At 70.7% G+C, this 18200-nt stretch carries 17 protein-coding genes; 8 read left to right on the forward strand and 9 right to left on the reverse strand.

The genetic code is table 11. The features are described from left to right. Nucleotides 1–2: 2 nt before the first annotated feature. Nucleotides 3–1505 (reverse strand): SulP family inorganic anion transporter, encoded by a 1503-nt coding sequence (locus BWI15_RS05015; RefSeq protein WP_077013098.1) that lies wholly within the window; start codon nt 1503–1505, stop codon nt 3–5. Nucleotides 1506–1755: 250 nt separating this feature from the next. Here BWI15_RS05015 and BWI15_RS05020 point away from each other — a divergent pair, with 250 nt between their 5' ends. Further along, the gene (locus BWI15_RS05020; protein WP_077013099.1) at nt 1756–2775 is read left to right on the forward strand and encodes a LacI family DNA-binding transcriptional regulator; all 1020 of its coding nucleotides are present in this window, start codon (nt 1756–1758) and stop codon (nt 2773–2775) included. Between the two features lie 6 nt (nt 2776–2781). Here the strand turns inward: BWI15_RS05020 and BWI15_RS05025 are convergent, their stop codons facing one another. Together BWI15_RS05025 and BWI15_RS05030 are read right to left on the reverse strand one after the other, a co-directional pair. Continuing rightward, nucleotides 2782–3615: a hypothetical protein gene (locus tag BWI15_RS05025; protein WP_077013100.1), complete on the reverse strand. Its 834-nt coding sequence runs from the start codon at nt 3613–3615 to the stop codon at nt 2782–2784. After that, the gene (locus BWI15_RS05030) at nt 3608–4291 is read right to left on the reverse strand and encodes a hypothetical protein (RefSeq protein ID WP_143465406.1); all 684 of its coding nucleotides are present in this window, start codon (nt 4289–4291) and stop codon (nt 3608–3610) included. The genes BWI15_RS05025 and BWI15_RS05030 overlap by 8 nt, the downstream gene beginning before the upstream one ends. Before the next feature lie 141 nt (nt 4292–4432). Between BWI15_RS05030 and BWI15_RS05035 the strand changes: the two genes are divergently transcribed. Then, a complete protein-coding gene (locus BWI15_RS05035) occupies nt 4433–7033 on the forward strand; it encodes a DUF3376 domain-containing protein (RefSeq protein WP_077013102.1) in 2601 nt (866 codons plus the stop codon). Here BWI15_RS05035 and BWI15_RS05040 read toward each other — a convergent pair. The 4 genes from BWI15_RS05040 to BWI15_RS39785 all read right to left on the reverse strand — a co-directional run bounded on the left by BWI15_RS05040 (nt 7008) and on the right by BWI15_RS39785 (nt 10891). After that, the gene (locus BWI15_RS05040) at nt 7008–7832 is read right to left on the reverse strand and encodes a DUF3097 domain-containing protein (RefSeq protein ID WP_077013103.1); all 825 of its coding nucleotides are present in this window, start codon (nt 7830–7832) and stop codon (nt 7008–7010) included. The two genes, BWI15_RS05035 and BWI15_RS05040, sit on opposite strands and share 26 nt — an antisense overlap. A gap of 201 nt (nt 7833–8033) precedes the next feature. Next, entirely contained in the window at nt 8034–9557 is a 1524-nt protein-coding gene (locus tag BWI15_RS05045) for an NCS1 family nucleobase:cation symporter-1 (protein WP_077013104.1), read from the reverse strand. 70 nt (nt 9558–9627) lie between these two features. Further along, complete coding sequence (locus BWI15_RS05050) at nt 9628–10524, reverse strand: MBL fold metallo-hydrolase (RefSeq protein ID WP_077013105.1); 897 nt, start codon at nt 10522–10524, stop codon at nt 9628–9630. A gap of 22 nt (nt 10525–10546) precedes the next feature. Next, the gene (locus tag BWI15_RS39785; protein ID WP_077013106.1) at nt 10547–10891 is read right to left on the reverse strand and encodes an EF-Tu/IF-2/RF-3 family GTPase; all 345 of its coding nucleotides are present in this window, start codon (nt 10889–10891) and stop codon (nt 10547–10549) included. Nucleotides 10892–11024: 133 nt separating this feature from the next. On the opposite strand from BWI15_RS39785, the gene BWI15_RS05060 reads away from it, so the two are divergent. From BWI15_RS05060 to BWI15_RS05085, 6 genes are all read left to right on the forward strand, one after another. Next, the gene (locus BWI15_RS05060) at nt 11025–11666 is read left to right on the forward strand and encodes a ThuA domain-containing protein (RefSeq protein ID WP_237771131.1); all 642 of its coding nucleotides are present in this window, start codon (nt 11025–11027) and stop codon (nt 11664–11666) included. Next, nucleotides 11651–12754 carry a Gfo/Idh/MocA family protein gene (locus BWI15_RS05065; RefSeq protein WP_077013108.1) on the forward strand — a complete coding sequence of 368 codons (1104 nt, stop codon included), beginning with the start codon at nt 11651–11653 and terminating at the stop codon, nt 12752–12754. Before BWI15_RS05060 ends, BWI15_RS05065 begins: the two co-directional genes overlap by 16 nt. Before the next feature lie 95 nt (nt 12755–12849). Then, the gene (gene hrcA / locus BWI15_RS05070) at nt 12850–13869 is read left to right on the forward strand and encodes a heat-inducible transcriptional repressor HrcA (RefSeq protein WP_077013273.1); all 1020 of its coding nucleotides are present in this window, start codon (nt 12850–12852) and stop codon (nt 13867–13869) included. A 28-nt stretch (nt 13870–13897) separates the two neighbouring features. Then, a complete protein-coding gene (gene dnaJ / locus BWI15_RS05075) occupies nt 13898–15034 on the forward strand; it encodes a molecular chaperone DnaJ (RefSeq protein ID WP_077013109.1) in 1137 nt (378 codons plus the stop codon). A gap of 23 nt (nt 15035–15057) precedes the next feature. Beyond that, entirely contained in the window at nt 15058–15837 is a 780-nt protein-coding gene (locus BWI15_RS05080) for a 16S rRNA (uracil(1498)-N(3))-methyltransferase (RefSeq protein WP_077013110.1), read from the forward strand. A 101-nt stretch (nt 15838–15938) separates the two neighbouring features. Continuing rightward, complete coding sequence (locus tag BWI15_RS05085; protein ID WP_077013111.1) at nt 15939–16586, forward strand: class I SAM-dependent methyltransferase; 648 nt, start codon at nt 15939–15941, stop codon at nt 16584–16586. Here BWI15_RS05085 and BWI15_RS05090 read toward each other — a convergent pair. Both BWI15_RS05090 and BWI15_RS05095 read right to left on the reverse strand, forming a co-directional pair. Beyond that, the gene (locus BWI15_RS05090; protein WP_077013112.1) at nt 16579–17682 is read right to left on the reverse strand and encodes a Gmad2 immunoglobulin-like domain-containing protein; all 1104 of its coding nucleotides are present in this window, start codon (nt 17680–17682) and stop codon (nt 16579–16581) included. The genes BWI15_RS05085 and BWI15_RS05090 overlap by 8 nt on opposite strands. After that, complete coding sequence (locus tag BWI15_RS05095; RefSeq protein WP_237771132.1) at nt 17679–18188, reverse strand: SigE family RNA polymerase sigma factor; 510 nt, start codon at nt 18186–18188, stop codon at nt 17679–17681. Before BWI15_RS05095 ends, BWI15_RS05090 begins: the two co-directional genes overlap by 4 nt. Nucleotides 18189–18200: the final 12 nt, after the last annotated feature.

Here is an 18200-nt window from a genome sequence, read left to right on the forward strand (position 1 = left end):
TACTAGCCGAGCGTGCCGGCCAGCCGTTCGTGGCGTTCGGCGCTGGCCGGGTTGAGGCCGACGATGCGCACGGTCTTGCCGTAGCGGGCGTACTTGGTGGTGATCGCGTCCAGCGTGGCGACGCTGGACGCGTCCCACACGTGCGAGTCGGTCAGGTCGATCAGCACCGTGCCCGGGTCGCCCCGGTAGTCGAACTGGTGTACCAAGTCGTTGCTGGAGGCAAAGAAGAGCGCGCCGCTGACGGCGTACACCTTCGTGTCGGGCTCCGAGGTGGGAACCTCGGTGACCTGGGTGAAGTGCGCGACCCGGCGGGCGAACAGCACCATCGCGACCAGGACGCCGACCACGACACCGATCGCCAGGTTGTGGGTCACCACGACGACCACCACGGTCGCCAGCATCACGGTCGTCTCGCTGCGCGGCATTCGGCGCAGGGTCTTCGGCCGGATGCTGTGCCAGTCGAAGGTGCCGACCGAGACCATCACCATCACCGCGACCAGCGCCGCCATCGGAATCAGCCCGACCAGGTCACCGAGGCCGACCACCAGGATCAGCAGGAACGCGCCGGCCAGGAACGTCGACACCCGGGTCCGGGCACCGCCGGCCTTCACGTTGATCATCGTCTGGCCGATCATCGCGCAGCCGCCCATGCCGCCGAACACCCCGGTGATCAGGTTCGCGACGCCCTGTCCCCACGCTTCACGGGTCTTGCCCGACGGGGTGTCGGTGACGTCGTCGACCAGCTTGGCGGTCATCAGCGACTCGAGCAGGCCGACCAGCGCCATGCCCAGCGCGTACGGCGCGATGATGCGCAGCGTCTCCAGCGAGAACGGCACGTCCGGCCAGAACAGCGACGGCAGGCTGTCGGGGAGTTGACCCTCGTCGCCGACCGTCGGCACGGACGCGTGCGTGAGCAGCACGAACCCGGCGACCAGCAGGATCGCGACCAAGGGCGCCGGGATCGCGGTGGTCAGCCGCGGCAGCAACACCATGACGGCGATGCCGGCCGCGACCAGCGGGTAGACCAGCCACGGGACGCCGACCAGGTGCGGCAGTTGCGCGAGAAAGATCAGGATCGCCAGCGAGTTGACGAAGCCCACCATCACCGAACGCGGGATGAACCGCATCAGCCGCGCGACGCCGAGCAGCCCGAGCACCACCTGCAGTACGCCGGCCAGCAGCACCGTCGCGATCAGGTAGTCGAAGCCGTGGTCGCGCATCACCGGGGCGATCACCAGCGCGACCGCGCCGGTCGCGGCCGAGATCATCGCCGGCCGCCCGCCCAGGAACGCGATCGAGATCGCCATCGTCACCGACGCGAACAGCCCGACCCGCGGGTCGACCCCGGCGATGATCGAGAAGCTGATCGCCTCCGGGATCAGCGCCAGGGCGACGACCAGACCGGCCAGCGCCTCGGTCTTCAACCGTCGCGGCGACCGCAGGGCGGCCCGGACGGAGGTGAGGTCGGAGGCGGGCAGGGCTGACTCAGGCGTCAGCGAAGTCATCAGGAGTCTCCAGGTGCGCGGGCACGGCCCGCCCGGGTCGCGCGTCGTTGCGCGAAGGTGGCGGACGAAGGTGAGCCAGAACGTGGCGGCTGCGGCGGACCTGCGGCCCTGCCGACGGGCAACTTTACCTCCCGTGCCTGTGCGGCCGCCCCGGGACCGAAGCGGCGAGACGCATCAGGCGTGGATATGTCCGTCGGCCGGGCCGGAAAGGTACTACCGTGTGAAGGTCATTTCGTGTCAAGGAGGTCCCATGGTTTTCGAGGGTCAGGACGGTGGGACTCCGACGTTGGAGCAAGTGGCCGCGCTCGCCGGAGTGTCCCGGGCCACCGTGTCCCGCGTGGTGAACGGTTCGCCGAAGGTGCTGCCCGACACGGTCGCCGCGGTCGAGCGGGCGATCGGCCAGCTCGGCTACGTGCCGAACCGGGCCGCCCGCGCGCTGGTGACACGCCGGACGGACTCGGTCGCGCTGGTGATGCCCGAGCCGGACAGCCGGGTGTTCTCCGACCCGTTCTTCGCCGGCATCCTGCGCGGGGTGAGCCGCACGCTCGCACCGACCTCGTCGCAGCTGGTGCTGCTGATCGAGCCCGCCGAGGGCGACGACCAGCGCCTGCTGCGCTACCTGCGCGGCGGTCACGTCGACGGCGCGATCATCGTCAGCCACCACGGCCGCGACAACGTGCTGCAGGAACTGGCCCAGCTGCCGCTGCCGATCGTGTTCAGTGCGCGCCCGCTCGGCGTCGAGGTCCCGGTCGCCAGCGTGGACGTCGACAACGTGGCCGGCGCCCGGACCGCGGTCGAGTACCTGCTCTCGAAGGGCCATCGGCGCATCGGCATCATCGCCGGGCCGCTCGACATGACCGCGGGCCTGGACCGCCTGACCGGCTACCAGCAGGTCGCGGCCGAAGCGGGCTTCCCCGAGGCCGTCGTGATCGGCGACTTCACCGCCGAGGGCGGCGAGCAGGCGACCATCCAGCTGCTCGACGAGCACCCCGACCTGGACGCGATCTTCGTGGCCAACGACCTGATGGCGACCGCGACCTTGCGCGTGCTGTCCCAGCGCGGCCGCCGGGTGCCCGACGACGTCGCCGTGATCGGTTTCGACGACTCCGTGGTGGCGACGACGACCACGCCCCAGCTCACCACGATCCGCCAGCCGGTCGAGAAGCTGGGCGCGCGCCTGGCCGAGCTCCTGCTGGCCAAGGTCGGCGGCGCCGACCTGACCAGCCCGGAGATCTACGGCACCGAGCTGGTCGTCCGCGGCTCGGCCTGACCGCGGTTACGGCGGGTCGTTCTGGAACTGGAACTGGACCCGGATCGAGGAGTCCAGGGACACCACGAGCGTCGTGTTCGACGGATTCCAGCGCTGCGGGACGAGAAACAAGCGGTTGTCGCCGACAACCAGTACGCGCAGCCCACGGTAGCGGTAGTTGAAGGTCTGGCCCGCGCCCGGTCGCAGCGCCGTCTCCTCGAGCCCGGGAGAGCGCAGCTGCAGCCGTTCCTTGGTGTCCAGGATGACCGCCGGGAAGCGCCCGAGGTTCTCCGCGTCCGACTTGGCCAGGCCGCGGCCGGAGTACGCCGCGGTGGTCGCGGTCGCCCAGAACGCGCACGTCGTGGTGACCACACCGAGCAGCGCGATCAGGATCACCGGCGGACGCCGATCGGCCAGGTGCGCGGCGACGTAGGAGAGATAGCCGAGCGCGGCCGCCGCGAGGCCGATCACCAGCGGGACCACCAGTGCGTAGTACGGGACGTCGCCGATCGCCGGGTAGAGGAACAGCGCGATCACTCCCACCACGAGCAGAGCGGCGGCGGCCACGAGCGACCGGCGTACGGCGGTCTGAGTGGGCTTGATCGCGTTGTGCAGCAGCAGACCCGCGACGGCGAGCAGGGTGAGGACGAGCAGGGGGACGAGCAGCGGCTGCGGACTGCGCATCACGTAGTCCTGCGTGCTCAGGCCGATCGTGTCGACGTCGATGCCGAAGTACTCGTACTGCGAACGCGCGGAGACGTAGCCGAAGTAGAACAGCAGTGCGCTGATCAGCGTGACCGGCGCGACGATGCCGGCCGCGAAGCTCACCCAGCGTTCGATCTGGGCCCGCTGCTCAGCCATCCGTGCCGGTCGGGCTCGGGGTCTCGTCCGGCACCGGTGACTCCTCCGGTGACGGTGACTCCTCCGGAGTGGGCGACTCCTCCGGCGGTACGACCTCGCCGTCGACGGTGATGGTCAGCCCGCCGGCCTGCAGGTAGTCGCTCTGCACCTTGGAACACAGGGCTTCGGATTCGCACGTCACGTCGCCGAAGAGGTTCAGCACGGAGTCACCCGGACCGACCTTCTCCAGCACCAGGTAGCAACTGGTTGCTCCGCTGCCGAACGCGCTGCCCTCCACGCACGCCGGTCCGTCCGGGCACGATCCCGAACCGAACCGCACCACCGAGGTGTCGGTCAGCTCGTAGCGGAGCACCTTGATCTGTACGCCGGACGGCAGTTCGCCGCCGTTCCAGCCGGGCGCGAAACAGGACCGGCCCTTGGCGTCGAACTCGACCTGACCACCGACCGGCAGCTTCGCGTTCTTGATCGCGGGCTTGGACTGCGGTGGCTGCGGCTGCTCGGCCTCGGTCGGCTCGACCGAGGGTTCGTCGGTGGTCTCCGAAGCGACCGGCGCACTGGTCGAGTCGCCAGGAGGCTGCTCGCTGCCGGCGTCGTCGGCGCTGCTCCCGCTCCCGTCCGAGCATCCCACCAGGCACAGCACCAGCAGGACCGTCGATGCCTCTCTCCACCGGGACATCAGCATCACCCCCACTGGCCAGGATGACCCCGGTGCGGCGACCCGGCAACAGTTCGGCCGGCTTTGTTCACTCTCCGCTGCCGACCTCTGTTTCCGCCGCCGGGCCCGTGGTATCTCTCGTAGTGGACGAGGGGGGAAACCGTGTCCGAAATCCTGTCCGGCCACGAGATCCGGATCGCACTGGTGCTCAACGGCGGCGTCAGCCTGGCGGTCTGGATGGGCGGTGTCACCCACGAGCTCGACCTGATCCGTCGCGCCTCCGCGGGCGGCGACGCACCGCCCGCCCAGCCGTACGACGAACTGCTGGCGCAACGCTGGCGCGACCTGTGCCGCCGCGACGGCGAACAGCGCAAGGTCGTCGTCGACGTGATCGCCGGGACCAGCGCGGGCGGCCTGAACGGGTCCCTGCTCGCGACCGCCGTCTCGCACGGCTCCACGCTCGATCCCGGCGACGACAACGGCCCGTGGCTGCGGCAGAAGTGGGTCGGCCTGGGGTCGCTGGAGGTCGGCATGCTCGTGCCGGCCGTCGGCAAACCGTCCACGTCGGTGCTCGACGGCGACTACTTCCTGACCGAGCTGAAGGAGCTGCTCAAGGGCGTCGCCGGGGGCGGGCGGTCCGCAGCGGCCGAGCCGGTCACGTTGTTCGTGACGGCGTCCGGGCTCGGGGTCCAGCAGTTCGAGGCGAAGGACGCGGCGGGGCAACGGTTCGTCGTACCGGATCATCGGTATCTGTTCCGCTTCACCAGCGAGCACCGCGCCTTGTACGACGGGACGACGCGGTCGTTCTCGCTGGATCCGGTCAACGGGCTGAGCGACACCAAGCTGCTCGCCCGGGCCGCGCGGGCGTCGGCGTCGTTCCCGGTCGCCTTCGGGCCGGTGCTGGAGACGCCGAACATGGCGACCAGCCCGCCGCGGGTGCAGCCCGGTCAGCAGCAGGCGGGACCGGGGGCCTGGCTGGTCGACGGCGGCGTGCTCGACAACGCGCCGTTCGGGCCGGTGCTCGACGTCGTCGCCCGGCGGCCGGTGACGGGCAAGGCCAGCCGGTACGTCCTGTACGTCGTACCGTCGGCGGGGATCGGTCTGGCCGCGACCCGGTTGCCCGAGGCCAACGAACCGGGCTGGCGGGTGGCGGCGCTGTCGGCTGTGCAGTTCCCGCGCGAGGTGGACTTCCGTGCCGACGTCGAGCAGCTCGAACGATTGCTGCTCGAGGCGGACGCGTCCTGGTCCGACACCCAGCGGCTGTACGACCGGTGCATGCACCACCCGGAGGACCGGGGCGCGTTGCACAAGGCGGCCGCGCTGCTGCAACCGGCGTACTCGCGTGGGCGGGCGGCAGGTGGAGTGTGGGAGGCCGTCACGGTCGCTTCGCCGGACCGGTCGACCGTGCTGGACGCGGCCACCGCGCTGTCGGAGCAGGAGATCGACGAGATCCTCGCGACCGACCACCCGTGGGTTCCCGGGCCGGACGGGTCGACGGCGTTGTTGCGCCAGGACGTCGACGGAAATCCCTGCTGGCCCTGGGGAACGGGCGCGGCGGAGCGCGTCGTACGGCTGGTGCTGCGATCGCTGCGGACCCGGATCGACACCGCCGGGCCGGGGGAGCGCGACGAGCTGGAGAAGTGGCTCAAGGCATCGAGTGACACGCTGCTGAAGGTGCAGGCGGTGCGGGACGCGTTGTCGGCCGAGCTGACCGCCGCCGATCTCGACCTGCGCCCGGCCGGTGGCGCGGAGGCGGTCGCGGTCGCGGTGAACGACATCTTCGAGTCGTTGCAGATCCAGCGTGCCCTCGGCGACGAGTTCGCCACGCTGGTCGCGGCCGTCGGGCCGGTGATGGTGGACACCGCGCTGGAGGTCGAGATCGTCTCGCGCTGCACGTCCGCGCGGAACCCGCAGCAGCGCAGTGCGCCGTTCCAGTTCCTCCGGCTCGGGCCCGACATCCCGCTGACGCTGCTCGACGAGCTGCCCGAGGGATCGATCGCGAACGAGCTGAAGGACCGGATCCTGTACGGCACGCAGGTCGGTCACTTCGGCGCGTTCGGCGCGGCCGAGTGGCGGCGCTGGGACTGGCTGATGGGCCGGCTGCACTGCGTCGCCCACCTCGGCGCGATGCTCGGCGCGGAGCCGGAGTGGATCCGGGAGACCCAGCGGCAGGTGCTGGCCGCGGAGGAGTGGACCGTCGACGAGCTGGCGCGGCAGGTGCGCAAGCTGGCCGACGACTTCCCGGTCGACGCCGGGCTCGGCGCGCTGACGACGATGCGCGACGAGCTGAACGGCTCGAAGGCCGGCCGCGCGACGACCAGGGGACTGGCCGACCGGCTCGTCGACGTGTCGGGTGGGCTGAGTCCGCAGGTCGGCGACTGGGTGAAGGCCTCGGCGGCGCGCAGGAACGAGCCGCGGTCGTGGCTGCTGGGGCTGGTCCGGTGGTTCACGGCGCCGGCGCGGGAGACGATGTGGAACCGGCTGGTGCGGTCGCCGGACCTGGGTGAGGTACGCCGGCCGTTGGTGTTCCAGCAGTGGTTGCCGGTCGCCGCGGCCGGGGTCGGGGTCCTGCTGCTCGTTGTCGCTGCGGTGGTGCAGGCGGCCGGCGTACGGGTTGTGGCTGCTTTGCTGGCCGGGGTGGTGCTGACCCTTGCGGCGGTGCTGTTCGTCGTGTCGACGTACGTGCGGAAGACGCGGCGGCGAATCCGGCAGTGGATCGCGGCTCGGCTGCCAGAGATCAGTCCATCGTCACGAAATCGATGAGCTCCTCGACCCGGCCGAGCAGGGCGGGTTCGAGGTCGGCGAAGCTCTTCACCTTCGACAGGATGTGTTTCCAGGCGGCCGCGACGTCGGCCTGGTCGGTGGCCGGCCAGCCGAAGGTCTTCAGCACGCCCTTCTTCCAGTCCTCGCCGTGCGGGATCCGCGGCCACTCGGCGATGCCGACCGACGACGGCTTGACCGCCTCCCAGATGTCGATGAACGGGTGCCCGACGACCAGCACGTGCCGGTTGTTCACCTGGGCCGCGATCTTCGACTCCTTCGAGCCCTCGACCAGGTGGTCCACCAGTACGCCGAGCCGCCGTCCCGGGCCCGGCTGGTACCGGTTCACGATGGCCGGCAAATCGTCGATGCCCTCCAGGTACTCGACGACCACACCCTCGATCCGCAGGTCGTCACCCCAGACCCGCTCGACCAGCTCCGCGTCGTGCCGGCCCTCGACGTAGATCCGGCTCGCCCGCGCCACCCGGGCCCGCACGTTGTCCACCGCGACCGACCCCGACGCCGTCCGGGTCTTCTTCGCCGGCCCCGCCTTCTTCGGCGCGACCAGACTCACCGGCTTGCCGTCCACCCAGAACCCCGGCCCCATCGGGTAACTCCGGATCTTGCCGAACCGGTCCTCCAGGTCGACGACCCCGTGCTCCCACCGCACCACCGCCCCGACGAACCCCGAACTCGGCTCCTCGACCACCATGCCTTTTTCCAGCTCCACGTCGACGGTCCGCCCGTTCTTGGGCTTGCGCCAATCCCCGGCCAGCACGTCGTTCCCATACCTGTCAGCCACCGGTCAACCGTAAGCGTCGAGGGAGCGGAGGAAAGGACCGACGCGCCTTCTCGGGCGGTCAGCAGCGGTACGTCGTACGTGTGGGCGGTGGTGCCGGGTCCATGGTCAGGTGACATCAGGCAGTCGCGTCTTCGGCTCGGTCGCAGCGGCCCCTTTCTGCTCTCGTCCGGTTACTGGAGTTTAGTGCTCGGTGAGGACACGTCAGACGGTCGGAGCCGTGTGCTGTGGCTGGTTCGTGCGATGCGGTACGGCGAGCGTCAGGCCGAGGTAGATGACGAGCCCGGCGGTCAGGCCGACGAGCCAGGAGTAGTCGTAGAGGGGTTGCAGGAGCGGGATCAAACCGTCGTCGGGAAAAGGACCGCCGTACGCGCCGCCCACGGCGAGGAGCGAGCCGACGACGGTGGCGACGACTGCCCGCCAGTTCCAGCCGGCGGTGTACCAGTAGCGGCGGTGGGGGAGGTAGAGGTCGGCGAGCTGGAGGTGGGTGCGGTCGATCAGCCAGTAGCCCGCGATCAGGACACCGGCGATGGAGGCGAGCAGACCGCCGTAGAAGCCGAGCCAGGCGAAGATGTAGATGTCGGGGTCGGTGAGCAGCCGCCAGGGCTGGATCAGGACGCCGATCACCCCGGTCAGCAGGCCCGCCGTACGGAATGTGAGCCAGCGGGGCAGCGCGTTCGCGAAGTCGTACGATGGGCTGACCACGTTCGCCGCGACGTTGCACGACATCGTCGCCAGGATCGCCATCACCAGGCCGACCGTGACCACGACCGGGTTCTCGAAGCGGCGGGTCAGTTCGACCGGGTCCCAGATCGCCGAGCCGTAGACCACGACCGTGCCCGACGTGGTGACGATCGAGACCAGCGCGATGAACGACATCGTCGTCGGCAGGCCGATGATCTGCCCGAGCACCTGCTGGCGCTGGCCGGCGCCGAACCGGGTGAAGTCGGGCATGTTCAGCGACAGCGTCGCCCAGAACGCGATCATGCCCATCAGCGACGGCGCGAAGATCTTCCAGAAGTCCGCGTCCCAGCCGAGTGCCGACGGCTGCGACAGGATCGGCCCGGGCCCACCGGCCTTGACCAGGATCGCGATCATCAGCGCCAGGAAGGCGACCGTGACCAGCGGCGCGGCCCAGTTCTCGAACCGCCGCAGCCCTTCGATGCCGCGCCAGATCAGCCACATCTGCAGCAGCCAGAAGAACGCGAAGCTCAGCCACAGCGTCCACGGATGCCCGCCGATCGCGGACGCGTTCTGCCAGCCCGAACCGGCCAGCTCACCGACGATGACGTGGATCGCCTGGCCACCGATCCACGTCTGGATGCCGAACCACCCGCAGGCCACGAAGGCCCGCAGCAGCGCCGGGAAGTTCGCGCCGCGCACGCCGTAGAAGGCCCGCGCGAACACCGGGAACGGGATCCCGTACTTCGTCCCCGCATGGCTGTTCAGCAGCAGCGGGACGAGCACGATCAGGTTGCCGAGCGTGATGGTCAGGAAGGCCTGCAGCCAGTTCATCCCGATCGCGACCAGGCCCGAGGCGAGCAGGTAGCTGGGGATGTTGTGCGCCATGCCCATCCACAGCGCCGCGTAGTTGTACGTCGTCCAGCGCCGTTCGGCGATCCGCGTCGGCGCCAGCTCCTCGTTGCCGTACCGGCTCTGCGCGACCACGGCCGGGTCGTCCAGCTCGACCCTTCCGTCCGGGTGACCGAGCTGATCCGTGCTGACCATTGGCCCCACCCCATCCCGTCGATGCTTCGCAACAACGTGCGGGATGAGATGTCACCGTGTCAACGGACAACTACTTCTGGTGCTCGCCGCCCAGCCCGAGCATCGGCAGCGTCGGCCGCCGCGGAGTCCCCAGTACGCCGTACCCGCGGCGTACGGCCTGCTCGAGGTGCTCGATCGGCCACGGCCAGTCGTCGGTGTGCTGCAACGCGTTCTCCAGCGACGTACCGGCGTGGTGCAGCCCGGAGATCGTGTTCGCGACCGTGCCCAGATCGCCGGCCTGCTCCCGGACGAACTCGGCGTCGACGACCGCGCCGTGCCCCGGCACGACCTTCGACTCCGCGCCGAGCAGGCCGATCACCCGGTCGAGGGTCTCCGGCCACTCCAGCGGATACGAGTCGTCCCCGTACGACGGCGGCGCGGACTCCTCGACCAGATCGCCGACGAAGAACACGTCCACGTCCGGGACGACGACCACGACGTCGCCGTCGGTGTGCCCGTTGCCGAGGTGCAGCAGCTCGACCCGCCGGCCGCCCAGGTCGATCACCTTGGCCACCGCGAAAGTGTTGTCAACGGCAACCAGTTCGGTCGCGGCCACCTCCGCCAGCACCTCGGCCGGGATCTCCGGGTACGCCGGGTCGGTGCCCGGGGTGTCGCGGTAGTGCTCCTGCAGCGCCGGTCCGCGCTCGGCCAGAGCCGCGGCGGCGTTCTCGTGCGCGAAGCTCACCGCCTCGGTGAAGACCGCGTTCCCGAAGGTGTGGTCGAAGTGCGCGTGCGTGTTGACCACCCACTTCACCGGCAGGTCGGTCAGCTCACGGATCTCGGCCAGCACCTGCTCGGCCTGCGCGGTCGAGGCGCGCGGATCGATCACCAGCGCGCCGTCGTCACCGACCACCAGCCCGACGTTCAGGTCCCACTCGCGATACCGGCGGACCCAGCATCGATCGCCCAGCTCGGTCCACTCACTCATACCGCCGACCTTAGCCGCGGCCTCAGTGGGTCAGCACGTCACCCTGCTGCACGTCCGACCTCTCGACGCCCTGCAGCATCAGCCCGACGTTGTCGCCGGCGGCTGCCCGGTCGGTGGTGCGGCGGAACATCTCCACCCCGGTGACGACCGTGCGCAGCACCTCGGCGCCGCCTCGCTGCACGACCACCACGTCGTTCACCCGTACCACGCCGGCCAGCACCCGGCCGGTGACCACCGTGCCGCGCCCGGTGATCGAGAACACGTCTTCCACCCGTAGCTGGAACGGCACGTCGTCCTGCACCCGCGGCGGCTCGGCCGGCGCGGTGTCCTGCGGGCGCTCGTCGTTCTTCCAGAACTTCCATCCCATGCCGGTGACCCTATGCGGTGGCCGGTTCCGGAAAGCGGCATCCAGCGGGCGGAACGGGGGTTGAAGGGGCCGGGAGCGCCGCCTAGGGTCGCCTAGGCAGTTCCAAAGATCCGATCTCTGAAGGGCGGGGCGCGTGACGACACGACGGGCACTGGTGGTCCGGGGTGGCTGGGAAGGCCATCTCCCGGTCGAGGCGACCGAGCTGTTCATCCCCTTCCTGCGCGACAACGGCTTCGAGGTCACCGTCTCGGAGAGCACCTCGAGCTACCTCGACCTGGACGGCACCGACCTGGTGCTGCAGTGCATCAGCATGGGCGACATCACCGCCGAGGAGGTCAAGGGGCTGGAGACCGCGGTCCGCAACGGCACCGGCCTGGCCGGCTGGCACGGTGGCATCGTCGACTCGTTCCGCAACAGCGCCGACTACAGCTTCATGACCGGCGGCCAGTTCGTCTCGCACCCGGGCGGCTTCGTCGACCACCGGATCGACGTGGTCTCCGATCACCCGATCGTCGAGGGCATCACGCGGTTCGACCTGCACACCGAGCAGTACTACGTGCACGCCGACCCGACCAACACCGTGCTGGCCACGACCACCTTCCGGGCCCACCCGGACTTCCCGTGGATCGAGGGCGCGACGATGCCGGCGGTCTGGACCCGCACCTGGGGCGACGGCAAGGTCTTCGTCTGCACGCCGGGCCACAGCCTGGCCGACCTGCAGCAGCCCGAGGTCCGCACGATCATCGAGCGGGGGTTGCTGTGGGCGAGCAAGTGAGCCGGGTCGGCATCGTCGGCACCGGGGTCATCAGCGGCACCTACCTCGACCACCTGGCCAAGCTGCCGGGCGTCGAGGTGGCCGCCGTCGCCGACCTGGACGTTTCGCGGGCGCAGGCGGTGGCCGACGCGAACCCCGGTGTCCGGGCGCTGTCGACCGACGAGCTGATGGCCGACCCGGACGTCGACATCGTGCTCAACCTGACGATCCCGGCCGCGCACGCACCGGTCCACCGGGCCGCGCTCGAGGCCGGCAAGCACACGTACGGCGAGAAGCCGCTGGCCGTCGACCGAGCCGAGGCCCAGGCGCTGCTCGCGCTGGCCGAGGAGAAGGGCCTGCGGATCGGCTGCGCGCCGGACACCGTGCTCGGCACCGGCACGCAGACCGCGCGGGCCGTGATCGACCGCGGCGACATCGGCGTACCGACGGCCGCGACTGCGTCGTTCGTCACGCCCGGCCACGAGCTGTGGCACCCGGCGCCGGAGTTCTACTACCAGCCCGGCGGCGGCCCACTGCTCGACATGGGCCCGTACTACGTCACCAGCCTGGTCACGCTGCTCGGCCCGGTACGCCGGGTGACCGGCCGCGCGGGCCGCTCGCAGGACGAGCGCAAGGTGCACACCGGGCCGCGCGCCGGGCAGACCTTCCCGGTCGACGTCCCGACGCATGTCACCGGCATCCTCGAGCACGAGTCGGGCGCGCTGACGACCGTGCTGATGTCGTTCGACGTCTGGGCCGCGCGACTGCCGCGGATCGAGATCTACGGCACAGAGGGCAGCCTTTCGGTGCCCGACCCGAACGCCTTCGACGGATCGGTCGAGATCGCGACCGCCGCCCGGCGGGAGTGGACCGAGGTCCCGGTCGCCGGCGGGTACGCCGGAGCCGGGCGTGGTGTCGGGGTTGCTGACCTGGCGCGCGCGATCCGTACCGGCGGCCCGCATCGGGCCGACGGCGCGCTGGCCTTCCACGTCCTGGACGTCCTGGAGTCGGTGCTCGAGGCCGCGGCCAAGGACCAGCCGGTGGACGTCACCAGCACGGTCGAGCGGCCGGCCGCAGTACCGTTGGGAGCCTCGCCCGAAACTGCCTGAGGCGCCAACCTCCGCTACGGGTCGGTAGACTGGCACTCGGACTGTCTGAGTGCCAGAGCCGGATACTGAGCCCGAGGGAAGAGAGGGTGGTGCGCGTGCTGGACGAGCGCAAACTGGACGTACTCCGGGCCATCGTCGAGGACTACGTGGCCACGCACGAGCCGGTCGGCTCGAAAACTCTGGTCGACCGGCACAATCTCGGCGTCTCGCCGGCCACCGTGCGCAACGACATGGCCGCGCTGGAGGAGGAGGGGTACATCACCCAGCCGCACACCAGCGCCGGCCGGATCCCGACCGACGCCGGCTACCGGCTGTTCGTCGACAAGCTGAGCACGGTCAAGACGCTGTCCGCGGCCGAGAAGAAGGCGATTTCGTCGTTCCTCGGCGGCGCGGTCGACCTGGACGACGTCGTCCGGCGGACGGTGCGGCTGCTGGCCCAGATCACCCGTCAGGTCGCGATCGTGCAGTACCCGACGCTGACCCGGTCCAGCGTGCGGCACGTCGAGGTGGTCACGATGACCCCGCGGCGGATGCTGCTGGTGCTGATCACCAGCACCGGCCGGGTCGAGCAGCGCATCGTCGAGGCGCCGGACGACGTCGACGAGCAACTGGTCGCCGACCTGCGCTCCCGGCTGAACACGGCGCTCACCGGCAAGCGGCTGACTGACGCGGCGACCTCGCTGGCGGGCCTGCCCGAGACCTTCCCGCCGACCGACCGCGCCCTGGTCGCGGCGATCGTGACGACCCTGCTGGAGGCGTTCACCGACGAGGGCGAGCAGCGCATCGCCGTCGGTGGCGCGGCCAACCTGACCCGGTACGGCGACGACTTCGAGCGCAACGTGAAGCCGGTGCTGGAGGCGCTCGAAGAGCACGTGATCCTGCTCAAGCTGCTCGGCGAGGCGACCCACCCGCAGACGCTGACGGTCCGGATCGGGCACGAGAACCCGTACGAGGAACTGGCCACCACCTCGGTGGTCGCGACCGGGTACGGCTCCAAGTCGGAGGCGCTGGCCACGCTCGGCATCGTCGGCCCGACCCACATGGACTATCCCAGCACGATGGGCGCGGTTCGCGCCGTCGCGCGTTACGTCAGCCAGATCCTGGCCGACTCCTGATGACTTTCCCCTACCTCTGGTCTGGAGTATGAGCACCGATTACTACGCCGTCCTCGGCGTCAGCCGTGACGCGTCCCAGGACGAGATCAAGAAGGCCTACCGCAAGCTGGCCCGCCAGTACCACCCGGACGTGAACGACTCCGAGGACGCGCACGCCAAGTTCCAGGAGATCGGCCGCGCCTTCCAGGTGCTGAGCGACCCGCAGAAGAAGCAGGTCCACGATCTCGGCGGCGACCCGTTCGCGAGCGCCGGACCGGGTGGCGCGGGCTTCGGCCAGGCGTTCACCTTCACCGACATCATGGACGCCTTCTTCGGCCAGACCGGTGGCGCGACCCGCGGACCGCGGCCGCGCACCCGGCGCGGCCAGGACGCGCTGATCCCGCTGCGGATCGACCTCAGCGAGGCGGCCTTCGGCACCACCCGCGAGCTCAAGGTCGACACGGCCGTCGTGTGTCCGACCTGTTCGGGGTCGGGCGCGGCGGCGGGTTCCGAGCCGGTCACCTGCGAGATCTGCCACGGCCGTGGTGAGGTCACCCACACGCAGCGCTCGTTCCTCGGCGAGGTCCGGACGATGCGCCCGTGCCCGAACTGCCGCGGCTTCGGCACCACGATCCCGAACCCGTGCGTCGAATGCTCCGGCGACGGCCGCGTGCGCTCGCGGCGTACGGTCACCGTGAAGATCCCCGGCGGGGTCGACAGCGGCACCCGCGTGCAGCTGTCCGGCCAGGGCGAGGTCGGCCCCGGCGGCGGCCCGGCCGGCGACCTGTACGTCGAGATCGAGGTCGAGCCGCACGAGATCTTCAGCCGCAACGGCGACGACCTGCACTGCACGGTCACGCTGCCGATGACTGCGGCCGCGCTCGGTACGACGATCGACCTGCCGACGCTGGAGGGCGAGACGACGCCGCTGGAGATCCGTCCCGGCACCCAGTCCGGCACGGCGATGACGCTCACCGCCCGCGGTGTCCCGCGCCTGCGCCACGCCGGCCGCGGCGACCTGATCGTGCAGATCATCGTCGAGACCCCGACGAAGATCGACGACCACCAGGCCCAGCTGCTGCGCGACCTGGCCGCCTCCCGCGGCGAGGAGCGTCCGCAGGGCCAGGTCCAGGCCACCCACAAGGGCGTCTTCGGCCGCCTCCGCGACGCCTTCGGCGCCCACTGAACAGCCAGACCCCGGCACCGACGATGGGACTCCCGGTCTTCCACCTCGCCGAGCTGGGCGAGGACCCGCGGGCCGCTCCCGGCGTAGCCGCCGGCACCAGCTCCGCAGCAGGCGCGGAGCTGGTGCTCGAGGGTCCGGAAGGCCGGCACGCTGCCGTCGTCCGGCGGATCGGGCCGGGGGAGCGGGTCCGGCTGACCGACGGCCGCGGCAGCTTCGCCGAGGGTCCGGTGGTCGAGGCGAGCAAGTCGGGCATCACCGTCGCCGTCGACCGGCGGGGATCGGTGCCGCTACCGACGCCGAGCCTGGTCGTCGTACAGGCTCTGCCGAAGGGTGAGCGAGCCGAGCTCGCGGTGGAGATGCTGACCGAGGTCGGCGTCGACCTGATCGTGCCGTGGAACGCGGACCGCAGTCAGTTCCGCGCCAACCCCGAGCGGGTCGAGAAAACGCTGACCAAGTGGCGGTCGTGGGCGTTCGAGGCGAGCAAGCAGTCCCGGCGGAGCTGGTTCTGCGAGGTCGCGCCGGTGGCGTCGACGGCCGACGTCGCGCGACTGCTGAGCAGCGCCGCGCTGACCGCCGTACTGCACGAGGAAGCCAAGACGCCGCTCGCGACCCTGACCCCGCCGACCACCGGCGACGTGGTGATCGTCGTCGGCCCCGAAGGTGGCATCACCGACGCCGAGCTGGAGACCTTCGGCGCCGAGCCGGTGCTGCTCGGCGACACCGTGCTGCGGACATCGACGGCAGGAGTCGCCGCCGCGGCGGTCCTGCTCGCCCGCGGCCGCTGGATCGCCTCGGGACCATGACCACCACCTAGGGACTTCGGACAGGCTGTGCCCTGTCCGCAGTCCCGGCTTCCTGTCCTGAGTTACCCGACCGACCCCGGAGGACCGCGGTTTTGAGCTCGATGGACTGGCTGGAATGGCACGCGTCGTACGAGGACGAGGAGTCGCCGTTGAGCCGCCGGCTGGCGTCGGTGCAGCGAGCGATCCGGCAGCACCTGGACGCCGAGCCGGACGGCCGGATCCGCGTCGTCAGCGCGTGCGCCGGACAGGGCCGTGACCTGATCGAGGTCCTCGCCACCCATCCGGCCCGCGGCCGCGTCACCGCCCGGCTGGTCGAGCTCGACCACCGCAACGCCGGCCTGGCGCGCGCCGCCGCGACCGTGAACGGCCTGACCGGAGTCGAGGTCGTCGAGGCCGACGCCGGCCGCACCGACGCGTACGCCGGCGCCGTACCGGCCGACCTGGTGATGTTCTGCGGCGTCTTCGGCAACATCAGCGACGCCGACGTCGAGGCCACCGTGAAGGCGCTGCCGCAGTTCTGCGCGCCCGGCGCGACGGTGATCTGGACCCGCGTCCGCGAGGAGCCGAACCTGTGCCCGGCGATCCGCGGCTGGTTCGCCCGCGCGGGCTTCGAGGAGCTCTCGTACGACGCCCCGGACGACGTGCTCTGGTCGGTCGGCGTCAACCGCCTGACCGCCGACCCGCAGCCACTGGAAACGGGCCGGCAGCTGTTCAGCTTCGTCCGGCCGCCGGACGCGCGCTCTACTTGACCAGGATCGACTTCGTGTCGGTCGAGGTCTGCCGGCCGTCGGCGACCGACACCTCGAACACCTCCAGCGTGTAGCGCCCGGCGGGCAGCTTCGCCACGACGAACGAGTACGGCGTGAACTTGTACGCTTCCTCGGTCGTCGCCACCCCCTCGTCGATCACCCGCTTGGTGTCGTCGGAGGTGATCCGCCAGTTCAGCTGGGCCTCGTGGGCGGCGGCGACACCGCTGACCTTCAGCGGCGACCGCACGACCGCGCCGTTCTCGGGTGCCGTGATCCAGATCAGCGCCTGCACGTCGAGCGACTGGGCGCGCCCGAGCGGCTGCTTGATCTCGACGCCGAACAGGTGGCTCACCGGCTTGCCACGCAGGGTCACCTCGATCGGGACGGTCTGTCCGCTCGCGCCCTGGACCGTGTAGACCAACTGCTGCAGCGCCATCTGCGCGACGCCCTGATCGAGCCGTTCCGTGGGCAGCTTTGCGAAGTCCACGGTCGTCAGCGCCCCCGACATCCGGACCCCCGCGACCTGCGCCCCGGACCACGGCGAGATGTAGTCGGGATCGCTGGACTTGCCAGCCACCATCAGCTGCAGCGCCGAGTACGTCGGCCGGCCCTCGAACTGCGCGAAGGTCCGGTACAGCCGGACGCCCGCGCCGGTCTCGATCCCGTCCGTCCGGCCCAGCCAGTAGACCGGGATCGCCCCCGAGCCCTTGGGCTCCAGCTTGCCGCTCTGCGTCGGCAGGGCTTTCGGCGTCGGCTCGGTCGGCCGAGGCGCCGGCGTCGGCACGGCACTGGGCGGAAGGGTGCTGTCCACGGAGCCGGTCGCGGTGGCGGAGGTCTCCGGCGCGCCGGCCACCTGGCTGTCACCGGACGGCCGGTCCTCGCCGTTGAGCAGCGCGAAGGCGCCGATCGCGGCGGCGGTGCCGACCGCGGCGGCACCGGCAGTGAGCACCCAGCCCCGGCGGTTGACCGGCGCGCGCTGGCTCCGGACCCGCGCCTGGATCTCGTGCAACCCGTCGGCCGGCTCGATCCGGTCGGCCTCGGAGTGCAAAGCCCGCCGCATCAGCTCGTCGAACTCGTCGTTCGGGTGCTCATTCATGCGTTCCGCTCCAGGACCTGGCGCAGCGACTTGGTCGCCCGCGCGGCATGGCTCTTCACCGATCCCCGGCTGATCCCCATCGTGTCGGCGATCTCCGCCTCCGACAGTTCACCGTAGTACCGCAGCACCATCACGGTGCGTTGCTTTTCCGGCAGGGTGCGCATCGCCTCGATCACCCGGTCGGTCTCCGCGGTGCGCAGGACGGCCTGCTCGGCGCTGGGCTCGTCGGGCAGCGAGCGTGGCATGTGCTTGTCCACGACCACCAGATGCCGCTGCCGGGACCGGCACCGGTTCACCACGGCGGTCCGCAGGTACGCCAGCGCCTTGTGCGGATCACGCAGCCGGTGCCAGCGTGCGTGCATCGCGACGAAGGCGTCCTGCACGATCTCCTCGGCCGCGCCCCGGTCACGCAGCAGCAGGGCGCCGAGGCGGACCAACGACGTGTAGTGCGCCGTGTAGACAGCCGTCAGCGCCTCGTCGGCGTTCCACGAGGACTCCTGAGCCACGCACTCGTCATA

The organism is Kribbella sp. ALI-6-A (genome assembly GCF_001984195.1).
Classification (GTDB): domain Bacteria; phylum Actinomycetota; class Actinomycetes; order Propionibacteriales; family Kribbellaceae; genus Kribbella.

Coding starts and splice junctions, on each gene's coding strand:
- BWI15_RS05015 (WP_077013098.1), bottom strand. CDS start 1,505: ATGACTTCGCTGACGCCTGAGTCAGCCCTGCCCGCCTCCGACCTCACC.
- BWI15_RS05020 (WP_077013099.1), top strand. CDS start 1,756: ATGGTTTTCGAGGGTCAGGACGGTGGGACTCCGACGTTGGAGCAAGTG.
- BWI15_RS05025 (WP_077013100.1), bottom strand. CDS start 3,615: ATGGCTGAGCAGCGGGCCCAGATCGAACGCTGGGTGAGCTTCGCGGCC.
- BWI15_RS05030 (WP_143465406.1), bottom strand. CDS start 4,291: ATGTCCCGGTGGAGAGAGGCATCGACGGTCCTGCTGGTGCTGTGCCTG.
- BWI15_RS05045 (WP_077013104.1), bottom strand. CDS start 9,557: ATGGTCAGCACGGATCAGCTCGGTCACCCGGACGGAAGGGTCGAGCTG.
- BWI15_RS05050 (WP_077013105.1), bottom strand. CDS start 10,524: ATGAGTGAGTGGACCGAGCTGGGCGATCGATGCTGGGTCCGCCGGTAT.
- BWI15_RS39785 (WP_077013106.1), bottom strand. CDS start 10,891: ATGGGATGGAAGTTCTGGAAGAACGACGAGCGCCCGCAGGACACCGCG.
- dnaJ (WP_077013109.1), top strand. CDS start 13,898: ATGAGCACCGATTACTACGCCGTCCTCGGCGTCAGCCGTGACGCGTCC.
- BWI15_RS05080 (WP_077013110.1), top strand. CDS start 15,058: ATGGGACTCCCGGTCTTCCACCTCGCCGAGCTGGGCGAGGACCCGCGG.
- BWI15_RS05085 (WP_077013111.1), top strand. CDS start 15,939: ATGGACTGGCTGGAATGGCACGCGTCGTACGAGGACGAGGAGTCGCCG.
- BWI15_RS05090 (WP_077013112.1), bottom strand. CDS start 17,682: ATGAATGAGCACCCGAACGACGAGTTCGACGAGCTGATGCGGCGGGCT.